Here is a 17,342-nt window from a genome sequence, read left to right as displayed (position 1 = left end):
GCGGGGGACTGGGGGTGCCGGGGACCTGCGGGTCAGGTGCCGTAGGCGCCGGTGAAGAGGTCGCGCAGGGCGCGGATGTTCTCGGCGACGAGCTGCGGCATGGCGTCGGCGGCCAGCGTGTCGTCGGACAGCGCGCGGTCGAGGGCGCAGTCGAAGGTGGCGGCCAGGACGCGGACCAGCAGCTGGGCCGTGGCCAGGTCGAGCTTCTCGCCGGTGCGCGCGACGAGCAGGGCGCCCAGGTCGGCGCTCACGCTCGCCAGCCGCTCGTGGACGGCGGCGAGCAGCCGCGGCTCGGCCAGCATCACGCGGCGTCCGAGGGCGAGCTCCTCACGGGTGAGGGTCTTGGCCTCGAGGACGTGGGCGGCCAACGCGATGAGGTCCTCGACGAGGTCGCCGTACGGGCCGCCGGCGACGAAGGTCGCCCACACCTCGTCGTCGAGGTCGGGGTCCGGACCGAGGACGGCGTCGACCTTGCTCGGGTAGTAGTTGAAGAGCGTGCGTCGCGAGACGTCGACCGCTGCGGCGAGGTCGTCCATGGTGAAGCCGTCGAGCCCGCGGTCGTCGGTCAGCCGCTGGGCCGTCAGCGTGATGCGGTGGAGCATCCGCTGACGGCGGTCGCTCCGACCCTTCGTTTCTGCACTCTTGTCCACAGAGTGCATTCTTGCACTCTGATCAAGTGAGTGCAAAAAGCGTGGCGACCGTCACGCGGCCCCGAGGCGGTCGGGCGCTCGGCCCGCGGCGCCGGTGGCGTCAGCTGCCGCTGGAGAGAGCCTTGCGGCGCCCGCCCGGGATGCGGTTGGCGAGGTCGCCGAGCGGGCCGACCGTCTCCGAGAGCGTGGTGACCGAGTCGTGCAGCTGCGGCAGCACCTCGACGAGCTCGAGCAGGCGCGGGTGCACCTTCTCCAGGATCGGTCCGAGGGCGACCAGCTGGTCGAGGGTGCCGCCGTGGGCGACCAGCTTCTCGACGAAGCCGCGGTCCTCCAGCAGCCGGTCGACCAGCCCGCCCTCGGCGAGCACCGTGTCGAGCGCGCCGCCCGGGCGGGTGATCCGGTCCAGCGCCCCCTCGTCGGTGACCAGCCGCTCCAGCGGACCGTCCTCGACGAGGAGCCGGTCGAGCGCGCCGCCCGGCGCGAGGAGCCGGTCGAGGGGCCCGTTCGGGGCGAGGAACCGGTCGGCGGCGCCGTTCTCGCTCAGGATGCGTCCCAGGGGGCCGTCCTCGGCGAGCAAGCGGTCGAGGAAGCCGCCGGGCGCCAGCGCCTTGCCCAGCGGCCGGTCCGCGCCGGCCGCCCGCGAGATGGCCGCGATGCGACCCAGCGGGCTCTGCGGGTCACGGCTCATCGCGTCGAGCTTGCCGATCATGCCGTCCTCGCCCAGCAGGGCCGAGAGCTGGTCGAGGTAGCCGCCGCGACGCCGCATCGGCCCCCGCGGCGCCATCAGCTCCCCGGCGGCCAACGTGATGTTCACCCCGGCCACGGCGAGCTGGCCCGGCAGGGCGGCGAGCGCGGTCGCCCGGTGGAGCAGCAGGGACGTGTCGGGGCGCGCGAGGGCGCGGTCGAGCGGAGAGGCCATGCGCGAAGCCTAGGCGGGCGCCGGGGCCCGCCGGGCCGCTTCCATCACCAGGTCCGCGTTGATCTGGGCCCCCGCCATCGCCCCGGCGGCAGCCGAGGCGCCGACCTGCGCCGCGAGGTCGGCCACGTTGCCGGCCGCCCACACCCCGGGCACGTCGGTGCGCCCGAACGTGTCGACGGGCAGGTGCACGCCCAGGCCGCTGGGGTGGTCGACCACCGCGAGCCCCAGGCCGGACAGGAAGCCGGCCCGCGCCACCATCCGTGACTGCACCGTCACGACCTCGCGGGGCGCGACCGAGCCGTCGACGAGGCGGACGCCCGTCACTCGGCCGCCTTCTGCCACGAGCGCCTCGACCTCCCCGGTCACGACCCGGACGCCGCGGGCGTCGAGGAGAGCCCGCTGCTCGTCGTCCGGCGGGCTGGTGTGGGAGAGCAGGACGACGTCGTCGCTGAGCTGGGAGAACAGCAGGGCCTGGTGGGTGGCCATCGGTGTCGTCGCCAGGACGCCGATGGCCCGGTCGCGCACCTCGTAGCCGTGGCAGTAGGGGCAGTGGATGACGTCGTGACCCCACTGCTCGCGCACGCCGGGCACGTCGGGCAGCTCGTCGACCAGCCCGGTCGTCACGAGCAGGCGCCGCGCGGTCACCGTGCGTCGGTCGGCGAGCGTCACCGTGAACCCGGGCGCCGGAGACCCGTCGTCGGCGTCGGCCGCGAGGTCCGTGGGCTCCGCGGTCACCACCTCGCCCGTCACGACGTGGCCGCCGTACGAGCGCACCTCCGCGCGGCCGCGCGCCAGCAGCTCGCCCGGGGGCGTGCCGTCGTGCCCCAGCAGGCCGTGCACCGCGTGCGCCGGGGCGTTGCGCGGGTGCCCGCCGTCGATCACGACGACCGAGCGCCGCGACCGTCCCAGCATCAGCGCGCCGTTGAGCCCGGCGGCTCCTCCGCCGATCACGACGACGTCGTAGTCCTTCTCCAACCGATCGGTCATCTCGACCACCTCCGAGGTGAGCGTGCGCCGCGTCGGAGCCTGGTGGCAACCTTTCTTGCCGGTTTGGCAAGTCCGACGTGTGGATCCGGGGCGGGACGACCCGGGGCGGGCAGGGCTGGCACACTCGAGCACCTCGCCGAGCCAGGAGGACGCCGTGCAGGTCCGCGACAACCCCGCCAGCAGCCGCTACGAGATCACCGACGGTGAGGGCGGTGCCGTGATCGGCTTCGCGGCCTACCAGAAGGCCGAGCGGCTCATCGTCTTCACCCACACCGAGATCGACCCGGGCTGGGAGGGCAAGGGGGTGGGGAGCCGCCTGGTGCGCGCCGCCCTCGACGACGTGCGTCGCCAGGGCCTGCCCGTGCTGCCGACCTGCCCTTTCGTGCAGTCGTGGATGCAGCGGCACCCCGACTACGCCGACCTCGACTACCGGGCGCCGCGGAGCACCGCGACCGACTGACCCCGGTCACGTCGCCCGGTCGCCCGGCGCCCGGTCAGACGGCCGCTCGGTCCTCGGTCTCGGGGACGACGGCGACCGCGCAGCGGGCGTGCTCGACGACGACCCGGCTGGTCGACAGGTGCGTGAGCGAGCCGATCCGGGACCGCCGGTGCGAGCCGACGACGAGCAGCCCGACGTGGTCGGAGAGCTCGACGAGGTGGTCCACCGCCGGGCTGGCGACGGCGTCGAGGGTGACCTCGACGTCGGGGTACTTCTCGGCGAGGCCGGCCACCGCCTCGGCCATCGTGCGGCGGACCGCCTCCGGCTCGCCCGGCTGCAGGTCGGGGGAGCCGTCGTTGACGTGGCGGGGGATGGGGTCGTAGCAGGTGACGACCGTCAGTCCGGTGCCGCGGCGCGACGCCGCCGCGTAGGCGTGGGCGAGGGCGTTCGCGGAGGCGTGCCCGCCGTCGGTGCCGACCGCGACACCTCGCTTCTCGCCGTCCAGCGAGGGGCGTACGACGAGCAGCGGGCTGTGGGCGTGACGGGCGAGCCAGGCGCTGGTCGAGCCGAGCAGCATCCGCTTGAGCGCACCGTGGCCGCGCGAGCCGACCACGAGCACGGCGGCCTCCTCCGAGCGCGTCTCGAGGACCTGGCGGGCGTCACCCATGGCCAGCTCCTCGGTCACCTCGAGACCCGGGTGGGCCTCCCGCACGCCGGTGACCGCCCGGGTGAGCACGGTGGCGGCGTACTCCTTGAGGGCGTCGGACAGGCCGACGGCGGTGTGCGGGTAGGTCCCGGGCGCGTAGCCGGTCGGGTGCGCCGACCAGGCGTGGACGACGTGCAGGGGCCGGTGGGAGGCGGTCGCCTCGAGGGCGGCGGCCTCGAGGGCCCGGGTGCTGGCGTCGGAGTCGTCGACGCCGACCACGACGGCGCCACGGGGAGGGGTGAAGGTCATGCCCTCAGCGTGTCGCGGCGCGTGCCTGCCCGGCAGGCCCGGATGTCATCACCGCGAGGGTCGACCGGCCCTGCACCCGGGGTCACTCGTTGGTGGGGATGTCCGGCGGCGTGCGCTGGTAGCGCACCGGGACGCCCATGAAGCAGTCCGGCTCCTTGGTGAGCGGGCTCTCGTTGCCGGTGCTGACGAAGAGGACCCAGCCGCCGCCGAGCTGTGTGGGACCGACGCCCTTGAGCGAGCCCTGGCCGTCCTCGCCGAGGAACCGGTCGAGGAAGGCGCGGGTGGCCTGCTGCGCCTTCTCCTCGCTCTGCGGCGCGCAGTTGCCGGCCGGACCGGCCTGGCGCGCGGTCTCGCGCTCCTCGCGCCGCTCCTCGCTGCCGTCGCCCTGGAGCGCCAGGAACCCGCCCACCAGCAGGACGCCGACCGCCAGGGCGGCGACGACGGCGGTGATCTTCGACTTCACGAGTCCTCCGAGGTGAGACCGCCCGGCCGGACGGACCCTCACTGTAGGCAGTTCGGGACCCTTCAGGGTCAGGAACGGCGCTTGCGGTCGCGCCCGATCTCGCGCCCGAACACCTCGTCGACCCGCTCGGCCATGACCATCTCGAAGGCCGCCACCAGGGCCTCGGTGGCCAGGTTGCGCACCATCTGCAGCGCGTCCTGGACGCCGGGCCACTCCTCGGACGGCTGGCCCCGGTCGACGAAGGGTGCCCAGACGCGGTCGACGTACAGGTCGAGGTAGGTGCTGGCGACGCCGTCGGCGTGGCGGCGCAGGCGCTCGACGACGCGCAGCGCCTCGTCGGCGGTCAGGCCGAGGGTGTGGACGGCGTGCTCGCCGGCGTCGACGAGGCGGGTGGAGAGCACCTCGAACTGGTCGTCACCGACCGAGCGGATGATGCCGAGCTTCTCGGCGCGCGCCAGCACGCTGCGCTCCTCGGACTCGCCGACGCCGAAGCGCTGCCGGAGGTCCTCGAGGGTGGACATGGTGCCGGGGGCGTCGCCGAACAGGCCGGCCACGGTGCGGCTGAAGCGCAGCAGGTCGGCGTCGGAGCGCCCGGCGTTGTCGAGCATCCGCGCGATGGAGTCGAGCTTGAGGCCCTCGCTCTGCAGGTCCTTGATGAGCTCGATGCGGGCGACGTGGCGCTCGTCGTACCAGCCGGTGCGGCCGCGGACGTCGGGCGGCGGCAGGAGCTTGCGGGACTGGTAGGCGCGGATCGACCGGACGGTCATCCCGGTGCGTCGGGCGAGCTCCTCGATGACGAACGGCTCGGGGTCGGACGTGCTGCTCATGTGAGCAGTATGACACTTGTGACTGTGACATCGTTTGGTGTTACATAGAGGGATGAACATGTCAGCCGCACTGCTGTCCGCGACCGAGGTCGCCGAGGTCACCCGGCCCGCCGGGCCGGCCCCGCTGGACCAGGTCGTCCTGGCCACCGGCGTCGTCGTCGTGGCGTCCGTCGCGCTCGGTGCCCTCCTGCTGGCCCACCGCTCCGGACGTACCACGGTCCTGGCGCGGCTCACCGCCCGGGCCGAGGCGACCCAGGGCCTCGGCGGCGCCGCGGGGTGGGCGACCGTCCCGCTGATGACGGCGATGGTCTCGCTCATCACGGCGCTGATCGGCATGTACTGGGACATCGCCCTGCACATCGGCGTCGGCCGCGACGAGGGCCCGCTGGCCAACCCGGCCCACTACCCGATCCTCATCGGGCTCTTCGGGCTGTCCGCCTCGGGCGCCCTGGCGTGCGCGCTGCCCCGCGGCGACGAGGCCGGACCCGCCGCGGTCCGCGTCACCAGCACCTGGTCCATGCCCGTCGGCGGACTGCTGATCCTGGCGGCCGGCTCCTACGCGCTGCTCGGCTTCCCCCTCGACGACGTCTGGCACCGGCTCTTCGGCCAGGACGTGACGCTGTGGGGCCCCACCCACCTCATGCTCATCGGCGGCGCCGGTCTCTCGCTGGTCGGGATGGCCATCCTGCTCCAGGAGGGGCTGCGCGCCCGCAACCCCGGCGGCGCCCCCGAGGCCGACGGGTCGCTGCCCAGCCTGCTGCGCCGCGTCGGCGTCATGGGCGGCATGCTCATCGGGCTGTCGGTCTTCCAGGCCGAGTTCGACTTCGGCGTCCCGCAGTTCCGCCTGGTCCTGCAGCCGCTGCTCATCGCCGTCGCCGCCGCGCTCACCCTCGTCGCCGCCCGGATGTGGATCGGACGCGGGGGCGCGCTCGCCGCGGTCGGCTTCTACATGCTCGTCCGCGGCGGCGTCAGCCTGCTGGTCGGCCCCGGCCTGGGCGAGCTCTTCGCCGCCGTGCCGCTCTACTTCGGTGAGGCGCTCGTGGTCGAGGTGGCAGCCCTCGTGCTGCTTCGTCGTCGCCCGCTGGCCTTCGGCGCGGTTGCCGGTTTCCTCGTCGGGACCGTCGGGTTCGCCGCCGAGTTCTGGTGGACGCGCCTGGTCTTCCCGTTGCCGTGGACCAGCGACATCCTCGTCGAGGGCGTCGCGCTGGCCGTGGTCGGCGGCGTCGCCGGTGGCGTGCTCGGTGCGCTGCTCACGCTCGGCCTCCACCAGCGGCTGCCCGCCCCGCGCGTCGCTGCCGGCCTCTTCGCCCTGTCGGTGCTCGCCATCTCCGCTGCGACGTACGACGGGCTGCGGACCGACGTGCCCGACGACCTGTCGGTGACGCTCGACCTCGAGCCCACCTCGGCCGCGACCGGCACCGTGGCGCCCGAGCATGTCGTCGGCACCGTCCGCTTCAACCGGGCACCCGTCGACGACGAGGCCGCCTGGGTGACCGTCACCGCCTGGCAGGGCGAGGGGTCCGGCACGGTCCCCGACGCCCACGGCCTGCACGTCGAGCCGCTCGAGCGGGTCTCGGCCACCGAGTACCGCCTCACCGAGCCGGCACCGGTCGGCGGCACCTGGAAGACGATGGTGCGCGTGCACGACGGCCGCACCCTCACCGCCGCCCCGGTGTTCCTGCCGGCCGACCCGGCCATCGACGCGCCCGAGGTGCCCGCCACCGCCGGCGAGACGCGGGCCTTCGCCGAGGAGCACCTGCTCCTGCAGCGCGAGCGCAAGGACGGCGTGGCCGGCTGGCTGTGGGCCGCCGGTGGGCTCGTGGTGCTCGTCTGCTCCGGTGTCCTCGTGCTCGCCCTCGGCTGGGGCGTCAACCGCTACGCCCGCTCCGGCGGGTCGGTGCGTCCGCGTGAGCGGGAGCGGGTCGCCTCGTGAGCCCGGTCGCGCTGCACATGGGCAGCCTGCACGCGATCGAGCTCGTGCTCTTCGTCGCGCTCGCCGTCGGGCCGTTCCTCGGCCTCGGGATCGTCATCGTCGTCGCCCGACGTCGGGACCAGAACCGGCTCGACCTGCTCGACCGATCCCACCCGCTCGACCGACCCAACCAGCTCGACCAGCTCGACCAGCTCGACCGACCCAACCAGCTCGACCAGCTCGACCGACCCAACCAGCTCAACTGAGGAGAACCGCCGTGCTGAACAACCTCTCGGGAATCGCCCAGGTGCAGGACGCTCTGGAGACCACCAACAAGCTCCTCGCCGAGGTCCTCGCCGAGCTGAAGCGCACCAACGACGAGCGCCTGTCCCACCTCATCGAGGTGACCGAGCGCCACACCCCCGCGGGCTCCTGACCGGGTGCCGGTTTCCCACGGTATGCAGGTGAACTGGCGCTCCCCACGGCGTCCGGAGCACGGGGAGTGCCAGGACGCCATGGGGAGCAGGGGCGGGAGGTACGCCGAGCGCCGGCCGGGCCCGGCCCGCTCGGCTCTGCGGATCAGGGCTTGAGCAGCACCTTCACCGCACCGTCCTGCTTCTTCTGGAAGATCTCGTAGGCGTGGGGCGCCTCGTCGAGGGACAGCTCGTGCGTGGCGAACGTGTCGACGCCGAGCGGGTCCTCGTCGGTGAGCAGCGGCAGGATGTCATCGGCCCAGCGCTTGACGTTGGCCTGTCCCATCCGCACCGTGAGCTGCTTGTCGAACATCGTCATCAGCGGCAACGGGTCCTGCGCTCCGCCGTACACGCCGGACAGCGAGACCGTCCCGCCGCGGCGTACGGCGTCGATCGAGGCGTAGACCGCCGCGAGCCGGTCGACACCGGCCTTCTTCATCATCGGGGCCGCGACGGCGTCGGGCAGGAAGCCGACGACGTTCTGCAGGAAGGTCGCGGCGGGGGAGCCGTGGGCCTCCATGCCGACCGCGTCGAGGACGGAGTCGGGGCCGCGGCCGTCGGTCAGGCTGCGCAGGTGCTCGCCGAGGTCGTCGTGCTCGCGCAGGTCGACGGCGTCGATGCCCCGGGCGCGCAGCCGCTCGAGACGCTCGGGCACGAGGTCGACGCCGATGACGCGGTGGCCGAGATGGGTGGCGATGCGTGAGGCCATGTCGCCGATCGGGCCGAGACCCATGACGACGAGGGAGCCGCCCTCGGGCACGTCGGCGTACTGCACGCCCTGCCAGGCGGTCGGCAGCACGTCGGAGAGGTAGACGAACCGCGAGTCCGGCGGACCCTGGGGCACCTTGACGTGGGTGAAGTCGGCGTGGGGGACCCGGAGCAGCTCGGCCTGGCCGCCGGCCACCGCGCCGTACAGCGAGGAGAAGCCGAAGAGTGCGGCGCCCGTGCCCTGCTCGCGGACCTGGGTGGTCTCGCACTGCGTGGGCAGGCCGCGCTCGCACATCCAGCAGCGGCCGCAGGCGATCTGGAACGGGATGACGACGCGGTCGCCGACGCTCAGGTCGCGGACTTCGCTGCCGACCTCGACCACGGTGCCCATCGGCTCGTGGCCCAGGATGTCGCCGGGCGTCATGAACGCGCCGAGCGTCTCGTAGAGGTGCAGGTCGGAGCCGCAGATGTTGGTGGTCGAGACCTTGATGACCGCGTCCGTGGGCTGCTCGATGCGGGCGTCCGGGACCTCGTGGACCGCGACGTTGCGCTTGCCTTGCCAGGTGACTGCCTTCATGGGGCTGTCCTCTCGATGTCGTGAGGGTCCCTCGCCGGCGGCCGTCGGCCGCCCGACTGTCGTGACGGGACCGTGGAGGTTGCCCCGCCCGGGAGGGGGCCAACACGCCCGTAGGGGTGGGTGGGCGACCGTCCGGGTAGGAACCCGTCATGCGCGTCGCGATGCTCGGAACCGGTATCATGGGAGCCGCCATGGCCCGCTCCCTCGCCCGCGAGGGACACGAGGTGGTGGCCTGGAACCGCACCCCTGAGAAGGCCCGCGACCTCGGGAAGGGGATCACAGCCGCGACCTCGGTCCTCGGGGCCGTCACCGGCGCCGACGCGGTGGTGACGATGCTGTTCGACGCCGACTCCGTGGTCGCGGTGGCCCCCGAGGTCGCCGAGGCGCTCGGTCCCGAGGCGGTGTGGGTGCAGGCGAGCACGGTCGGCCCCGACGGGATGAAGCGGATCGCGTCGGCGGCCGGCTCGGTGTCCGACCGGCTGCTCGACGCTCCGGTGCTCGGCACGCGCAAGCCGGCCGAGGACGGGGCGCTGGTGCTGCTGGTGTCCGGCCCGGCGGCCGCGCGCGAGACCGCGGGTCCGGTCTTCGGGGCGGTCGGCTCGCGCGTGGTGACGGTCGCCGACGAGGTGGGCCCGGCCAGCGCGCTGAAGCTGGCCTGCAACTCCTGGGTCGCGACCATCAACGCCGCGACCGCGCAGGCGATGGCGCTGGCCGAGGGGCAGGGGGTCGACCCCGCGCTGTTCCTCGAGGCGATCAAGGGCGGGCCGGTCGACACGCCGTACGCCCAGCTGAAGGGCGGACTCATGCAGTCGCGCGACTGGGACACCCCGGCCTTCGCCGTCGACGGGGTGCGCAAGGACGTCGGGCTGATGCTCGACGCCGCAGAGACCGCGCACGTGCCGCCCGCGCTGCTGACCGCCCTGCTCGGCCTGTACGACGACGCGTCGGCCCGTGGTCACGGCGGAGCCGACATGGCCGCCGTGCGCTCTGCCTTCGACGCCTGAGCTGCGGACCCATCGCGGCAGGTCGTCCGCGGCGGTTCGGTCGCGGCGGGTCGTCCGCGGCGGGTCGCTCGGCGGCCTCGACATCCGTGCGGTCCGGTGGTCACCCTGGACCCATGGCGTACGACGAAGCCCTGGCCGCCCGGGTCCGCGACGAGCTGGCGGGCGAGCCGGGGTCGACCGAGAAGCGGATGTTCGGCGGGCTGGCGTTCCTGCTCGGCGGCCACATGGCGGTGGCCGTCAGCGGTGCTGGTGGGCTGATGCTGCGCGTGCCGCCCGAGCGCCTCGACGAGCTGCTCGCCGAGCCGGGAGCCGGCCCGATGGTGATGCGCGGGCGGGAGATGACGGGCTGGATGCGGGTCGAGGCCGACGCGGTCACCGACGACGAGGTGCTGGCGCGCTGGGTCGGGGTCGGTCGCGACCACGTCCGGACGCTGCCGCCCAAGCCGGGCGCCGAGACGCCGCCGGGCTAGACCCGGCCCGGACGCCCCGACGCACCGACGCCCCGACGCACCGACGCCCGGACGCCCGGACGCCCGGACGCCCCGCCCCCCTCACGCCCCGACGCCCGGACGCCTTCACACCCGGACCTCGACCGAGCGCAGATGCGTGGGAAAAGCACGTCGGGAGGCGGCCCGGAGGTGCTTTTCCCACGCATCTGCGGGGTCGGCGGGCGCGCCCGACGTACGCGTCAGGCGGGTGGCAGCGCCGCGACCGCCTCGACCTCGACGAGCTGGTCGGGGAACCCGAGGGCGGCCACCCCGAGCAACGTGCTCGGAGCGTCGTGGTCACCGAAGGCGGCGCGCACGACGTCCCACGCGGCGACCAGGTCCTCGCGCCGCGACGAGGCGACGTAGACCGTCGACTTGGCGACGTCGTCCAGACCGGCTCCGGCGGCGGCCAGCGCGACCTCGAGGTTGGCCATCACGACGGCCGCCTGCCCGGCGACGTCGCCGACGGCCACCACGTCGCCGGCCTCGTCGAGCGGGCAGGCACCGGCCGTGAAGACCAGGCTGCCCGGCGCGGTGACGGCGGCGTACGCGTAGGGAACGGTGCCGTCGAGCGACGCGGCACGCACGAGGGAGACGGGTGGCACGGGCTCCTCCGGTCGGTCGGGGTCCGTGCCACCCTGCCACGCCTCGGCGTCAGAGGCGCGTGCCCACCGTCAGCAGGTACTCCTTGCCGAACACCGCGTCCTCCGGCGTTCCGCGGTTCCACCGGTCGCAGAAGGTGTCCAGGTCGGTGTCGAAGTCGTGGGCCCGGCCCTCCTTCTCCGCGTTGGCCCGCACCGCACGCGTCGGCCCGTAGAACGCCTTGAAGTGCTCGGCGTACTCCTGCGGCCGGCCGAACGCGGTGATCGCGAGCTCGTCACGGGTGACCGAGTCGAGCCGCACCCGGCCGCCGAGCAGACCGCGCAGGTGCTCCTCGCTGCCCCACAGCGGCGGGGGAAGCGCGCCGGCGGGCGGCGGGGGTGCGTAGGGCTTCATCGTCGCGAACAGCGCACCGAGCATCCCCTCCGGCGTCCAGCTCAGCAGCCCCAGCGTGCCGCCCGGTCGCAGCACCCGCACCAGCTCGTCCGCGGCCGCCTGGTGGTGCGGCGCGAACATCACGCCGATCGACGACATGACGACGTCGAACGAGCCGTCCGCGAACGGCAGGTGCTCGGCGTCGGCGGGCACCCAGTCGATGTCGAGGCCCTGCGCCTCCGGCCGGGCCCGTCCGGCCTCGAGCAGCTCCGGGGTGAGGTCGCTGGCGGTGACGTGCGCCCCGCGCTGCGCGGCCGGGATCGAGGCGTTGCCGGTGCCGGCGGCGACGTCGAGGACGCGCGCGCCCTCCGTCACCCCGCACGCCTCGACGAGCCGCGGTCCGAGCGGCAGCAGGAACGTCTCCACCATGGTCGGGTAGTCGCCCGAGGCCCACATCGTGCGGTGGCGGGTCTTGAGCTCGTCGTCGGAGATGGTCGTGGTCATGGGTTCCTCCTTGTAGGTCCTGGTCCCACCGTGCTCCCGACCCGGGGGTCCCGGCATCGGGAGGACTCCCCATCTGCTCCCTATCGCGCGATACTCCAGGTGATGGCGGCGGTCGTGGAGGACCTGAGAGCGGGCGCGCGAGCCATGGAGCAGGCCCGGTGGCTCGAGGCGCGCACGGCGTACGAACGCGTCCTCGACACGGACCCGAGCCCGGAGCAGACCGGCGCCGCCCTCGAGGGGCTCGGCCAGGCGCTGTGGTTCCTCGGCGAGGTCGCCGCGGGGATCACGGCGCGCGAGCGCGCCTTCACCGAGTACGCCGCCGCGCGGGCCTGCGGCGACGCGGCCCGGGTCGCGGTCTGGGTCTCCCACCAGCACCTCACGGCCGGTCGTACGTCGGCCGCGCGGGGGTGGTTGGCCCGGGCCGAGCGGGCCCTCGAGCACGTGCCGGAGTGCTCCGGCCACGGCTGGGTCGCCGTCGAGCGGGCCCGGCACGCCACCGACGTCGAGGAGCAGGTCGGCCACTGCGAGCGGGCGCTGGACGTGGCACGGCGTACCGGAGCCGAGGATCTCGAGGTCTTCGCGCTCAGCCTGCTCGGGCGGGCGGAGACCGCAGCCGGGCGGCGCGAGCGGGGGATGGGCCTGCTCGAGGAGGCGATGGCGGCCGCGACCTCCGGGGTCGTGCGCAACGTGCACACGCTGGCCGAGGCCTACTGCAACCTGGTGATGGCGTGCACCAACGCGGGTGAGTGGGAGCGGGCCGCGGAGTGGTGCGAGCACGTCGAGGAGTTCGCGCGCACCCACGAGACGGCGCCGCTGTGGGGGGCGTGCCGGTCGGTGCACGCCGAGGTGCTGCTGGCGCGGGGGCACTGGGCCGAGGCCGAGACGGCTTTGACCGCTGCGCTGGAGACCGCCGGCCGGTTCGTGCCCGGCATCGGCGAGCCCGCGATCGCCTCCCTGGCCGAGCTGCGGGTGGCGCAGGGGCGCCTGGCCGAGGCCGAGCAGCTGCTCACCGGGCGCTCCGAGACGGCGTCGGCGCTGCGCTCGTTGGCGCTGCTGAGGATCGCCGACGGCCGGCCGGCGGTCGCCGTCGAGCTGCTGACACGCGGGCTGCGGGCCGCGGGCGGCGACGTCATGCGTACGGCGCAGCTGCTGGCCGCGCTCGTCGACGCCCACCTCGCGGTGGGGGACGCCCCGTCGGCGGGTACGGCGGCGGCGCGGCTCGACGCGCTGGCCGACTCGACGGGGATCCACCTGGTGCGGGCACGCGGCGCCCTCGCCTCCGCCCGGGTCTTCCTGGGATCTGGCCCGACCGGAGCCCCCGGTGCGGCTGAGGATGCTGAAGGGGCTGCGGGCGGAGGGGTGGCCGAGGGGGCCGACGGAGGTGGTGTTCGGAGTGCAGGCGCTGACGCTGGCGAGGGTCGTGGCGAGGGTCGTGGCGGGGGCGCTGTTGAGGACGTCACGAGGTGCGCGGCCAGGCGGGCCGCGGAGGCGTTGGCGCTGTTCGAGTCGCTCGTGATGCCGTTGGAGGTGGCCGAGTCACGGCTGGAGCTGGCACGCGCCTCGGTGGAGACGAGCCCCGAGGTCGCAGCCGAAGAGGCCGATGCAGCCCTCGCGACGTTCCGTGAGCTCGGCGCGGTCGCGGCGGAGCGTCGGGCGGAGTCGGTGCTCGCGGGGCTGCGTAGTCCCGGACTCGGTGGTCGTGGACCGATGTCTACGGGTGCGGGGGTGTCGGCCAGGGGGGCCGCCGGAGTGTCCGTCGGGGCGTCCGCGGGGGTCGACCGCGTGCAGGCCGGGCTGCTGGGGCGCCCGTTGACCGCGCGGGAGCGCGAGGTTCTCGAGCTGGTGGCACGAGGACGGTCCAACGCCGCCATCGCCCGGGAGCTGGTGATTTCGGAGAAGACCGCCGGCCACCACGTCAGCCACATCCTGGCCAAGCTCGGCGCCCGCAACCGCGCCGAGGCGGCCGCCATGTCACGGGCTCCATCACCCGGATCCTGAGCCCGCAGTCACCTCGCGGATCCCGGCCCTTGCCCAGCGGCTCCGTGCCTGGACGTGACCAGTGGCTAACCCCTGGGCGTGACCAGTGGCTCGGTGCTCTGGGCCTCCAGATGCGTGGGAAAAGCACCCTGAGGGCGGGGTCCGGGGGTGCTTTTCCCACGCATCTGTGGGCCTGGACGGCTACGCGGGATGGGCGGCAGACCAGGAGGTGGCAGAACCGAGAGAAAAGCACCCGCCATGGGAGTGATGAGGTGCTTTTCTCTCGGTTCTGCGACGCCCCGGCCCAGGGGCGCGGCACGGACGAGGACCTGGTTCAGGCCAGGCGGGCGAGGACGGCGTCCGCGGCCCGGTCGGCGGCGGCGGGGTCGACCAGGTCGAGGAAGAACGACGGCTCGGCCAGCTCCAGCTCGAGCAGCAGCGGACCGTCGTCGCTGGGCAGGAGGTCCACGCGGGCGTAGAGGGGTGGCCCGCCCGGGATGGCGGCGACGACGCGCGCGGCCGCGGCGTGCTCGACCTCCGACGGCTCGCGCGGAGACATGTCCTCCTCCTTGAACAACCCGGTGGCTTCCCCGCCGTCGGCGGTGAGCAGCGCGGCCTTGCGCAGCGCGTGGGAGAACGTCCCGTCGTAGAACACGAGCGCTGTCTCGCCGAGCTCGTCGACGCCGTGGAGGTAGGGCTGCACCATCACGGTCCGGCCCGTCGCGAGGATCGCCTCGACCCGCCGCCGCGACTCGACGCCGTCGCCGGGCGCGACCCGGGTGGTGTCGAGCGACCCGGCGGAGACGGCCGGCTTCACGACGTGCTCGACGTCCCCATAGGGGTGCTCCTCGTCGGCGCTGTCGAGGAATGCCGTCGGCACCGTCGGTACGCCGGCCGCGGCGAGGTCGCGCAGGTAGGTCTTGTCGGTGCTCCACCGCAGGACCTCGAGCGGGTTGTGCAGCGCCGTCACCTGCTCGACCCGGGCCGCCCAGGCGAGGAACTCGTCACGTCGCCGGGCGTAGTCCCACGTCGAGCGGACCAGCACGAGGTCGGCGGCTGACCAGTCGACGGACGGGTCGTCCCAGACCGCCGGGCGGGCCTCGACACCCCGGTCGGCCCCGCGCTCGACCAGGGCCCGTTGCAGGGCGCGGCTGTCGTGGTCGAGGTCGGGCAGCTCGGAGCAGGTGGCGATGAGGACGAGCGCAGTCATGCGGCGACGCTAGCGAGAGGCCCGGACAGGACGCCGGGCCGGGCCGCGGTACGCCGTACTCCCCACGGCAACCTGACGCTCCCCACGCTCCCGACGCCATGGGGAGCGCCAGGTTGCCTGCATACCTTGGGAAACCGACCGCTCCGACCAGGTCAGCCGAGGGTGGCGTTGTAGCGGGCGAGCTCGGAGACGAAGGCGGTGAGCTCGTCGTCGGACCAGCCGGCGAGGCGCTCGTCGAGGCGTTTGCGGCGGTGCTCGGCCATGTCGGCCAGGCGCGTGCGGCCCTCGTCGGTGACCGCGATGAGCGTGGCGCGACCGTCGTCGGGGTCGGGGGTGCGGTCGACCAGGCCGAGGTCGATGAGGTGCTGCACGCCACGGCTCATCGCGCCCTTGTCGAGGTCCATCGCCTCCACGAGCGCGGAGGCGCGCAGGGGGCCGTGCTCGGCGACGTGCACGAGCAGGAAGTACGCCGACGGGTGCAGGTCCTCGTGCACCAGCCGGGCCCGCTCGCCGATGGCGCGGCGCACCCGCCGCAGCAGCACGCCGACCTCCTGCTCGAGCCGGTGGACGACGTCCGACCGCACGTCCGACCCTCCGCCCGCGCCGGGACCCATGCCGCTCACGCCTTCTCGGGAGCGGCGGGGACCGGGGTGACCGACCCGGCGGCCTCCTCGACGTCCAGGGTCGTGCGGAGCGGCACCTCGCGGACCGCGAGGATGCAGACGAACGCCACCACCGCGAACGGCACCGAGATCAGGAAGAGGTGTCCGGTCGCGTCGCCGAAGGCGGTCTCGTAGAGCTCGCGCACCGGCGCCGGCAGCGACGCCAGGTCCGGGATGCTGCTGCCCCCTCCGGAGCCGGAGACGCCCATGCGCTCCAGCCCGGCCTCGAGGGAGTCGCGGACCTGGTGGGCCAGCACGGCACCGAGTGCGGAGACGCCGACCGCGCCGCCCATCGAGCGGAAGAACGCCACGGTCGCGCTGGCGGCGCCCATGTCGGCCTGGCGGGTGTTGTTCTGCACCGCGAGCACGAGGTTCTGCATGGTCGCGCCCATGCCGAGGCCGAGCAGGGCCATGTAGCCGCCGACGACGTACAGCGAGGTGGCGTGGTCGATGGTGGACAGCAGCGAGAAGCCGATGACGACGAGCGCGGAGCCGCCGACGAGGTAGCGCTTCCACTTCCCGGTCGAGGAGATGATCCGCCCGGTGACGATGCTGGAGACCAGCAGTCCACCGACCATGGCGATCGACATCAGGCCGGCCTCGGTGGGCGACATGCCGCGGGAGAGCTGGAAGTACTGGCTCAGGTAGACCGTCGAGCCGAACATCGCCAGCCCGATCATCGCCGAGGCCAGGGTGGCCAGCACGATGGTTCGGTCCTTGAACAGCTTCAGCGGGATGACGGGCTCGCGGGCAACCCGCGCCTCGACGTACACCGCGGCGGCGATGACGAGCACGCCGACGCCGAGCAGCAGCGCGGTGGTGACCGAGACCCAGTCGAAGCTCGAGCCGGCGAGCGATACCCACACGAGCAGGATCGAGACGCCGCCGACGATGAGGGTGGCGCCGGCCCAGTCGATGGAGACCTCGCGCTTGACGACGGGCAGCTTGAGGCGCCGCTGCAGGACGACGTACGCCGCCAGCGCGATCGGGAGCGGGGCGAAGAAGCAGCCGCGCCAGCCGAGCGGGCTGTCGACGATGAGGCCGCCGATGAGGGGGCCGCTGACCGTGGCCAGGGCGAAGACCGCGCCGATGTAGCCGGAGTAGCGGCCGCGCTCACGCGGGCTGACCATGCTCGCGATGACGACCTGGACCAGCGCGGTCAGGCCGCCGACGCCGAGCCCCTGGAAGGCGCGCGCCCCGATGAGCACGCTCATGCTCGGTGCGAAGGCGGCGACCAGCGAGCCGGCGGAGTAGATCACCAGCGCGGACTGCACGAGCAGCTTCTTGCTGAACAGGTCGGCCAGCTTGCCCCAGATCGGGGTCGTGGCGGTCATCGTCAGCAGGGTCGCCACCACCACCCAGGTGTAGCCGGTCTGGGTGCCCTCGAGGTCGGCCACGATGCGCGGCAGCGCGTTGGTGACGATGGTGCTCGAGACCATGGCGACGAACATCGCCAGCAGCAGGCCGCTGAGGGCCTCGAGCACCTCGCGGTGCGTCATCGCGCCGAGGGTCGGCGTGCTCGTCGCGGTCGGGTGGGTCTGGGTCACGGTTTCTCTGCTCACGTCAGGTAAAAAGGTTGCTAGTGGCAACTATATTCCCGGCGGGGCGTGCG

Annotated in this window: 19 protein-coding genes; 7 read left to right on the top strand and 12 right to left on the bottom strand. The window is 73.7% G+C overall.

Annotated elements, in window-relative coordinates:
- Nucleotides 1-32: 32 nt before the first annotated feature.
- From G7072_RS14075 to G7072_RS14065, 3 genes are all read right to left on the bottom strand, one after another.
- Nucleotides 33-602, bottom strand: coding sequence for a TetR/AcrR family transcriptional regulator (locus tag G7072_RS14075; RefSeq protein ID WP_166087401.1), 570 nt, complete (start codon nucleotides 600-602; stop codon nucleotides 33-35).
- Between the two features lie 148 nt (nucleotides 603-750).
- Complete coding sequence (locus G7072_RS14070) at nucleotides 751-1,569, bottom strand: ABC transporter (RefSeq protein WP_166087399.1); 819 nt, start codon at nucleotides 1,567-1,569, stop codon at nucleotides 751-753.
- Nucleotides 1,570-1,578: 9 nt separating this feature from the next.
- Nucleotides 1,579-2,556 (bottom strand): NAD(P)/FAD-dependent oxidoreductase, encoded by a 978-nt coding sequence (locus tag G7072_RS14065; protein ID WP_166087397.1) that lies wholly within the window; start codon nucleotides 2,554-2,556, stop codon nucleotides 1,579-1,581.
- 154 nt (nucleotides 2,557-2,710) lie between these two features.
- On the opposite strand from G7072_RS14065, the gene G7072_RS14060 reads away from it, so the two are divergent.
- Nucleotides 2,711-3,016: a GNAT family N-acetyltransferase gene (locus tag G7072_RS14060; RefSeq protein WP_206063131.1), complete on the top strand. Its 306-nt coding sequence runs from the start codon at nucleotides 2,711-2,713 to the stop codon at nucleotides 3,014-3,016.
- Between the two features lie 34 nt (nucleotides 3,017-3,050).
- Here the strand turns inward: G7072_RS14060 and G7072_RS14055 are convergent, their stop codons facing one another.
- The 3 genes from G7072_RS14055 to G7072_RS14045 all read right to left on the bottom strand — a co-directional run bounded on the left by G7072_RS14055 (nucleotide 3,051) and on the right by G7072_RS14045 (nucleotide 5,240).
- Nucleotides 3,051-3,950, bottom strand: coding sequence for a universal stress protein (locus G7072_RS14055; RefSeq protein WP_166087395.1), 900 nt, complete (start codon nucleotides 3,948-3,950; stop codon nucleotides 3,051-3,053).
- 82 nt (nucleotides 3,951-4,032) lie between these two features.
- On the bottom strand, nucleotides 4,033-4,413 hold the full coding sequence (locus G7072_RS14050; protein ID WP_166087393.1) for a hypothetical protein: 381 nt from the start codon (nucleotides 4,411-4,413) through the stop codon (nucleotides 4,033-4,035).
- A 68-nt stretch (nucleotides 4,414-4,481) separates the two neighbouring features.
- Complete coding sequence (locus G7072_RS14045) at nucleotides 4,482-5,240, bottom strand: MerR family transcriptional regulator (protein WP_166087389.1); 759 nt, start codon at nucleotides 5,238-5,240, stop codon at nucleotides 4,482-4,484.
- A 58-nt stretch (nucleotides 5,241-5,298) separates the two neighbouring features.
- On the opposite strand from G7072_RS14045, the gene G7072_RS14040 reads away from it, so the two are divergent.
- From G7072_RS14040 to G7072_RS14030, 3 genes are read left to right on the top strand one after another with little or no spacing between them, the layout of a single operon-like run.
- On the top strand, nucleotides 5,299-7,173 hold the full coding sequence (locus G7072_RS14040; RefSeq protein ID WP_206063129.1) for a hypothetical protein: 1,875 nt from the start codon (nucleotides 5,299-5,301) through the stop codon (nucleotides 7,171-7,173).
- Nucleotides 7,170-7,418 (top strand): hypothetical protein, encoded by a 249-nt coding sequence (locus G7072_RS14035; protein ID WP_166087385.1) that lies wholly within the window; start codon nucleotides 7,170-7,172, stop codon nucleotides 7,416-7,418. The genes G7072_RS14040 and G7072_RS14035 overlap by 4 nt, the downstream gene beginning before the upstream one ends.
- An 11-nt stretch (nucleotides 7,419-7,429) precedes the next feature.
- A complete protein-coding gene (locus G7072_RS14030; protein ID WP_166087383.1) occupies nucleotides 7,430-7,588 on the top strand; it encodes a hypothetical protein in 159 nt (52 codons plus the stop codon).
- Nucleotides 7,589-7,731: 143 nt separating this feature from the next.
- Here the strand turns inward: G7072_RS14030 and G7072_RS14025 are convergent, their stop codons facing one another.
- Nucleotides 7,732-8,910: a zinc-dependent alcohol dehydrogenase gene (locus tag G7072_RS14025; RefSeq protein ID WP_166087381.1), complete on the bottom strand. Its 1,179-nt coding sequence runs from the start codon at nucleotides 8,908-8,910 to the stop codon at nucleotides 7,732-7,734.
- Between the two features lie 149 nt (nucleotides 8,911-9,059).
- Here G7072_RS14025 and G7072_RS14020 point away from each other — a divergent pair, with 149 nt between their 5' ends.
- Nucleotides 9,060-9,914, top strand: a complete 855-nt coding sequence (locus tag G7072_RS14020; RefSeq protein ID WP_166087379.1) for an NAD(P)-dependent oxidoreductase — start codon at nucleotides 9,060-9,062, stop codon at nucleotides 9,912-9,914.
- Between the two features lie 113 nt (nucleotides 9,915-10,027).
- Nucleotides 10,028-10,384: a TfoX/Sxy family protein gene (locus G7072_RS14015; protein WP_166087377.1), complete on the top strand. Its 357-nt coding sequence runs from the start codon at nucleotides 10,028-10,030 to the stop codon at nucleotides 10,382-10,384.
- A gap of 218 nt (nucleotides 10,385-10,602) precedes the next feature.
- Here the strand turns inward: G7072_RS14015 and G7072_RS14010 are convergent, their stop codons facing one another.
- Together G7072_RS14010 and G7072_RS14005 are read right to left on the bottom strand one after the other, a co-directional pair.
- Entirely contained in the window at nucleotides 10,603-11,007 is a 405-nt protein-coding gene (locus G7072_RS14010) for a RidA family protein (protein ID WP_166087375.1), read from the bottom strand.
- 49 nt (nucleotides 11,008-11,056) lie between these two features.
- The gene (locus tag G7072_RS14005; RefSeq protein ID WP_166087372.1) at nucleotides 11,057-11,881 is read right to left on the bottom strand and encodes a class I SAM-dependent methyltransferase; all 825 of its coding nucleotides are present in this window, start codon (nucleotides 11,879-11,881) and stop codon (nucleotides 11,057-11,059) included.
- Nucleotides 11,882-11,983: 102 nt separating this feature from the next.
- On the opposite strand from G7072_RS14005, the gene G7072_RS14000 reads away from it, so the two are divergent.
- Nucleotides 11,984-13,879, top strand: coding sequence for a LuxR C-terminal-related transcriptional regulator (locus G7072_RS14000; protein ID WP_166087370.1), 1,896 nt, complete (start codon nucleotides 11,984-11,986; stop codon nucleotides 13,877-13,879).
- A gap of 313 nt (nucleotides 13,880-14,192) precedes the next feature.
- Here the strand turns inward: G7072_RS14000 and G7072_RS13995 are convergent, their stop codons facing one another.
- The 3 genes from G7072_RS13995 to G7072_RS13985 form a co-directional block, all read right to left on the bottom strand.
- The gene (locus G7072_RS13995; protein ID WP_166087368.1) at nucleotides 14,193-15,068 is read right to left on the bottom strand and encodes a hypothetical protein; all 876 of its coding nucleotides are present in this window, start codon (nucleotides 15,066-15,068) and stop codon (nucleotides 14,193-14,195) included.
- Nucleotides 15,069-15,220: 152 nt separating this feature from the next.
- Nucleotides 15,221-15,652, bottom strand: a complete 432-nt coding sequence (locus G7072_RS13990) for a MarR family transcriptional regulator (RefSeq protein WP_240916956.1) — start codon at nucleotides 15,650-15,652, stop codon at nucleotides 15,221-15,223.
- Nucleotides 15,653-15,687: 35 nt separating this feature from the next.
- Nucleotides 15,688-17,277 carry an MDR family MFS transporter gene (locus tag G7072_RS13985; protein ID WP_240916955.1) on the bottom strand — a complete coding sequence of 530 codons (1,590 nt, stop codon included), beginning with the start codon at nucleotides 17,275-17,277 and terminating at the stop codon, nucleotides 15,688-15,690.
- Between the last annotated feature and the right edge of the window lie 65 nt (nucleotides 17,278-17,342).

The organism is Nocardioides sp. HDW12B (assembly GCF_011299595.1).
Classification (GTDB): Bacteria; Actinomycetota; Actinomycetes; order Propionibacteriales; family Nocardioidaceae; genus Marmoricola_A.
This window is presented reverse-complemented; position numbering and strand designations above follow the sequence as displayed.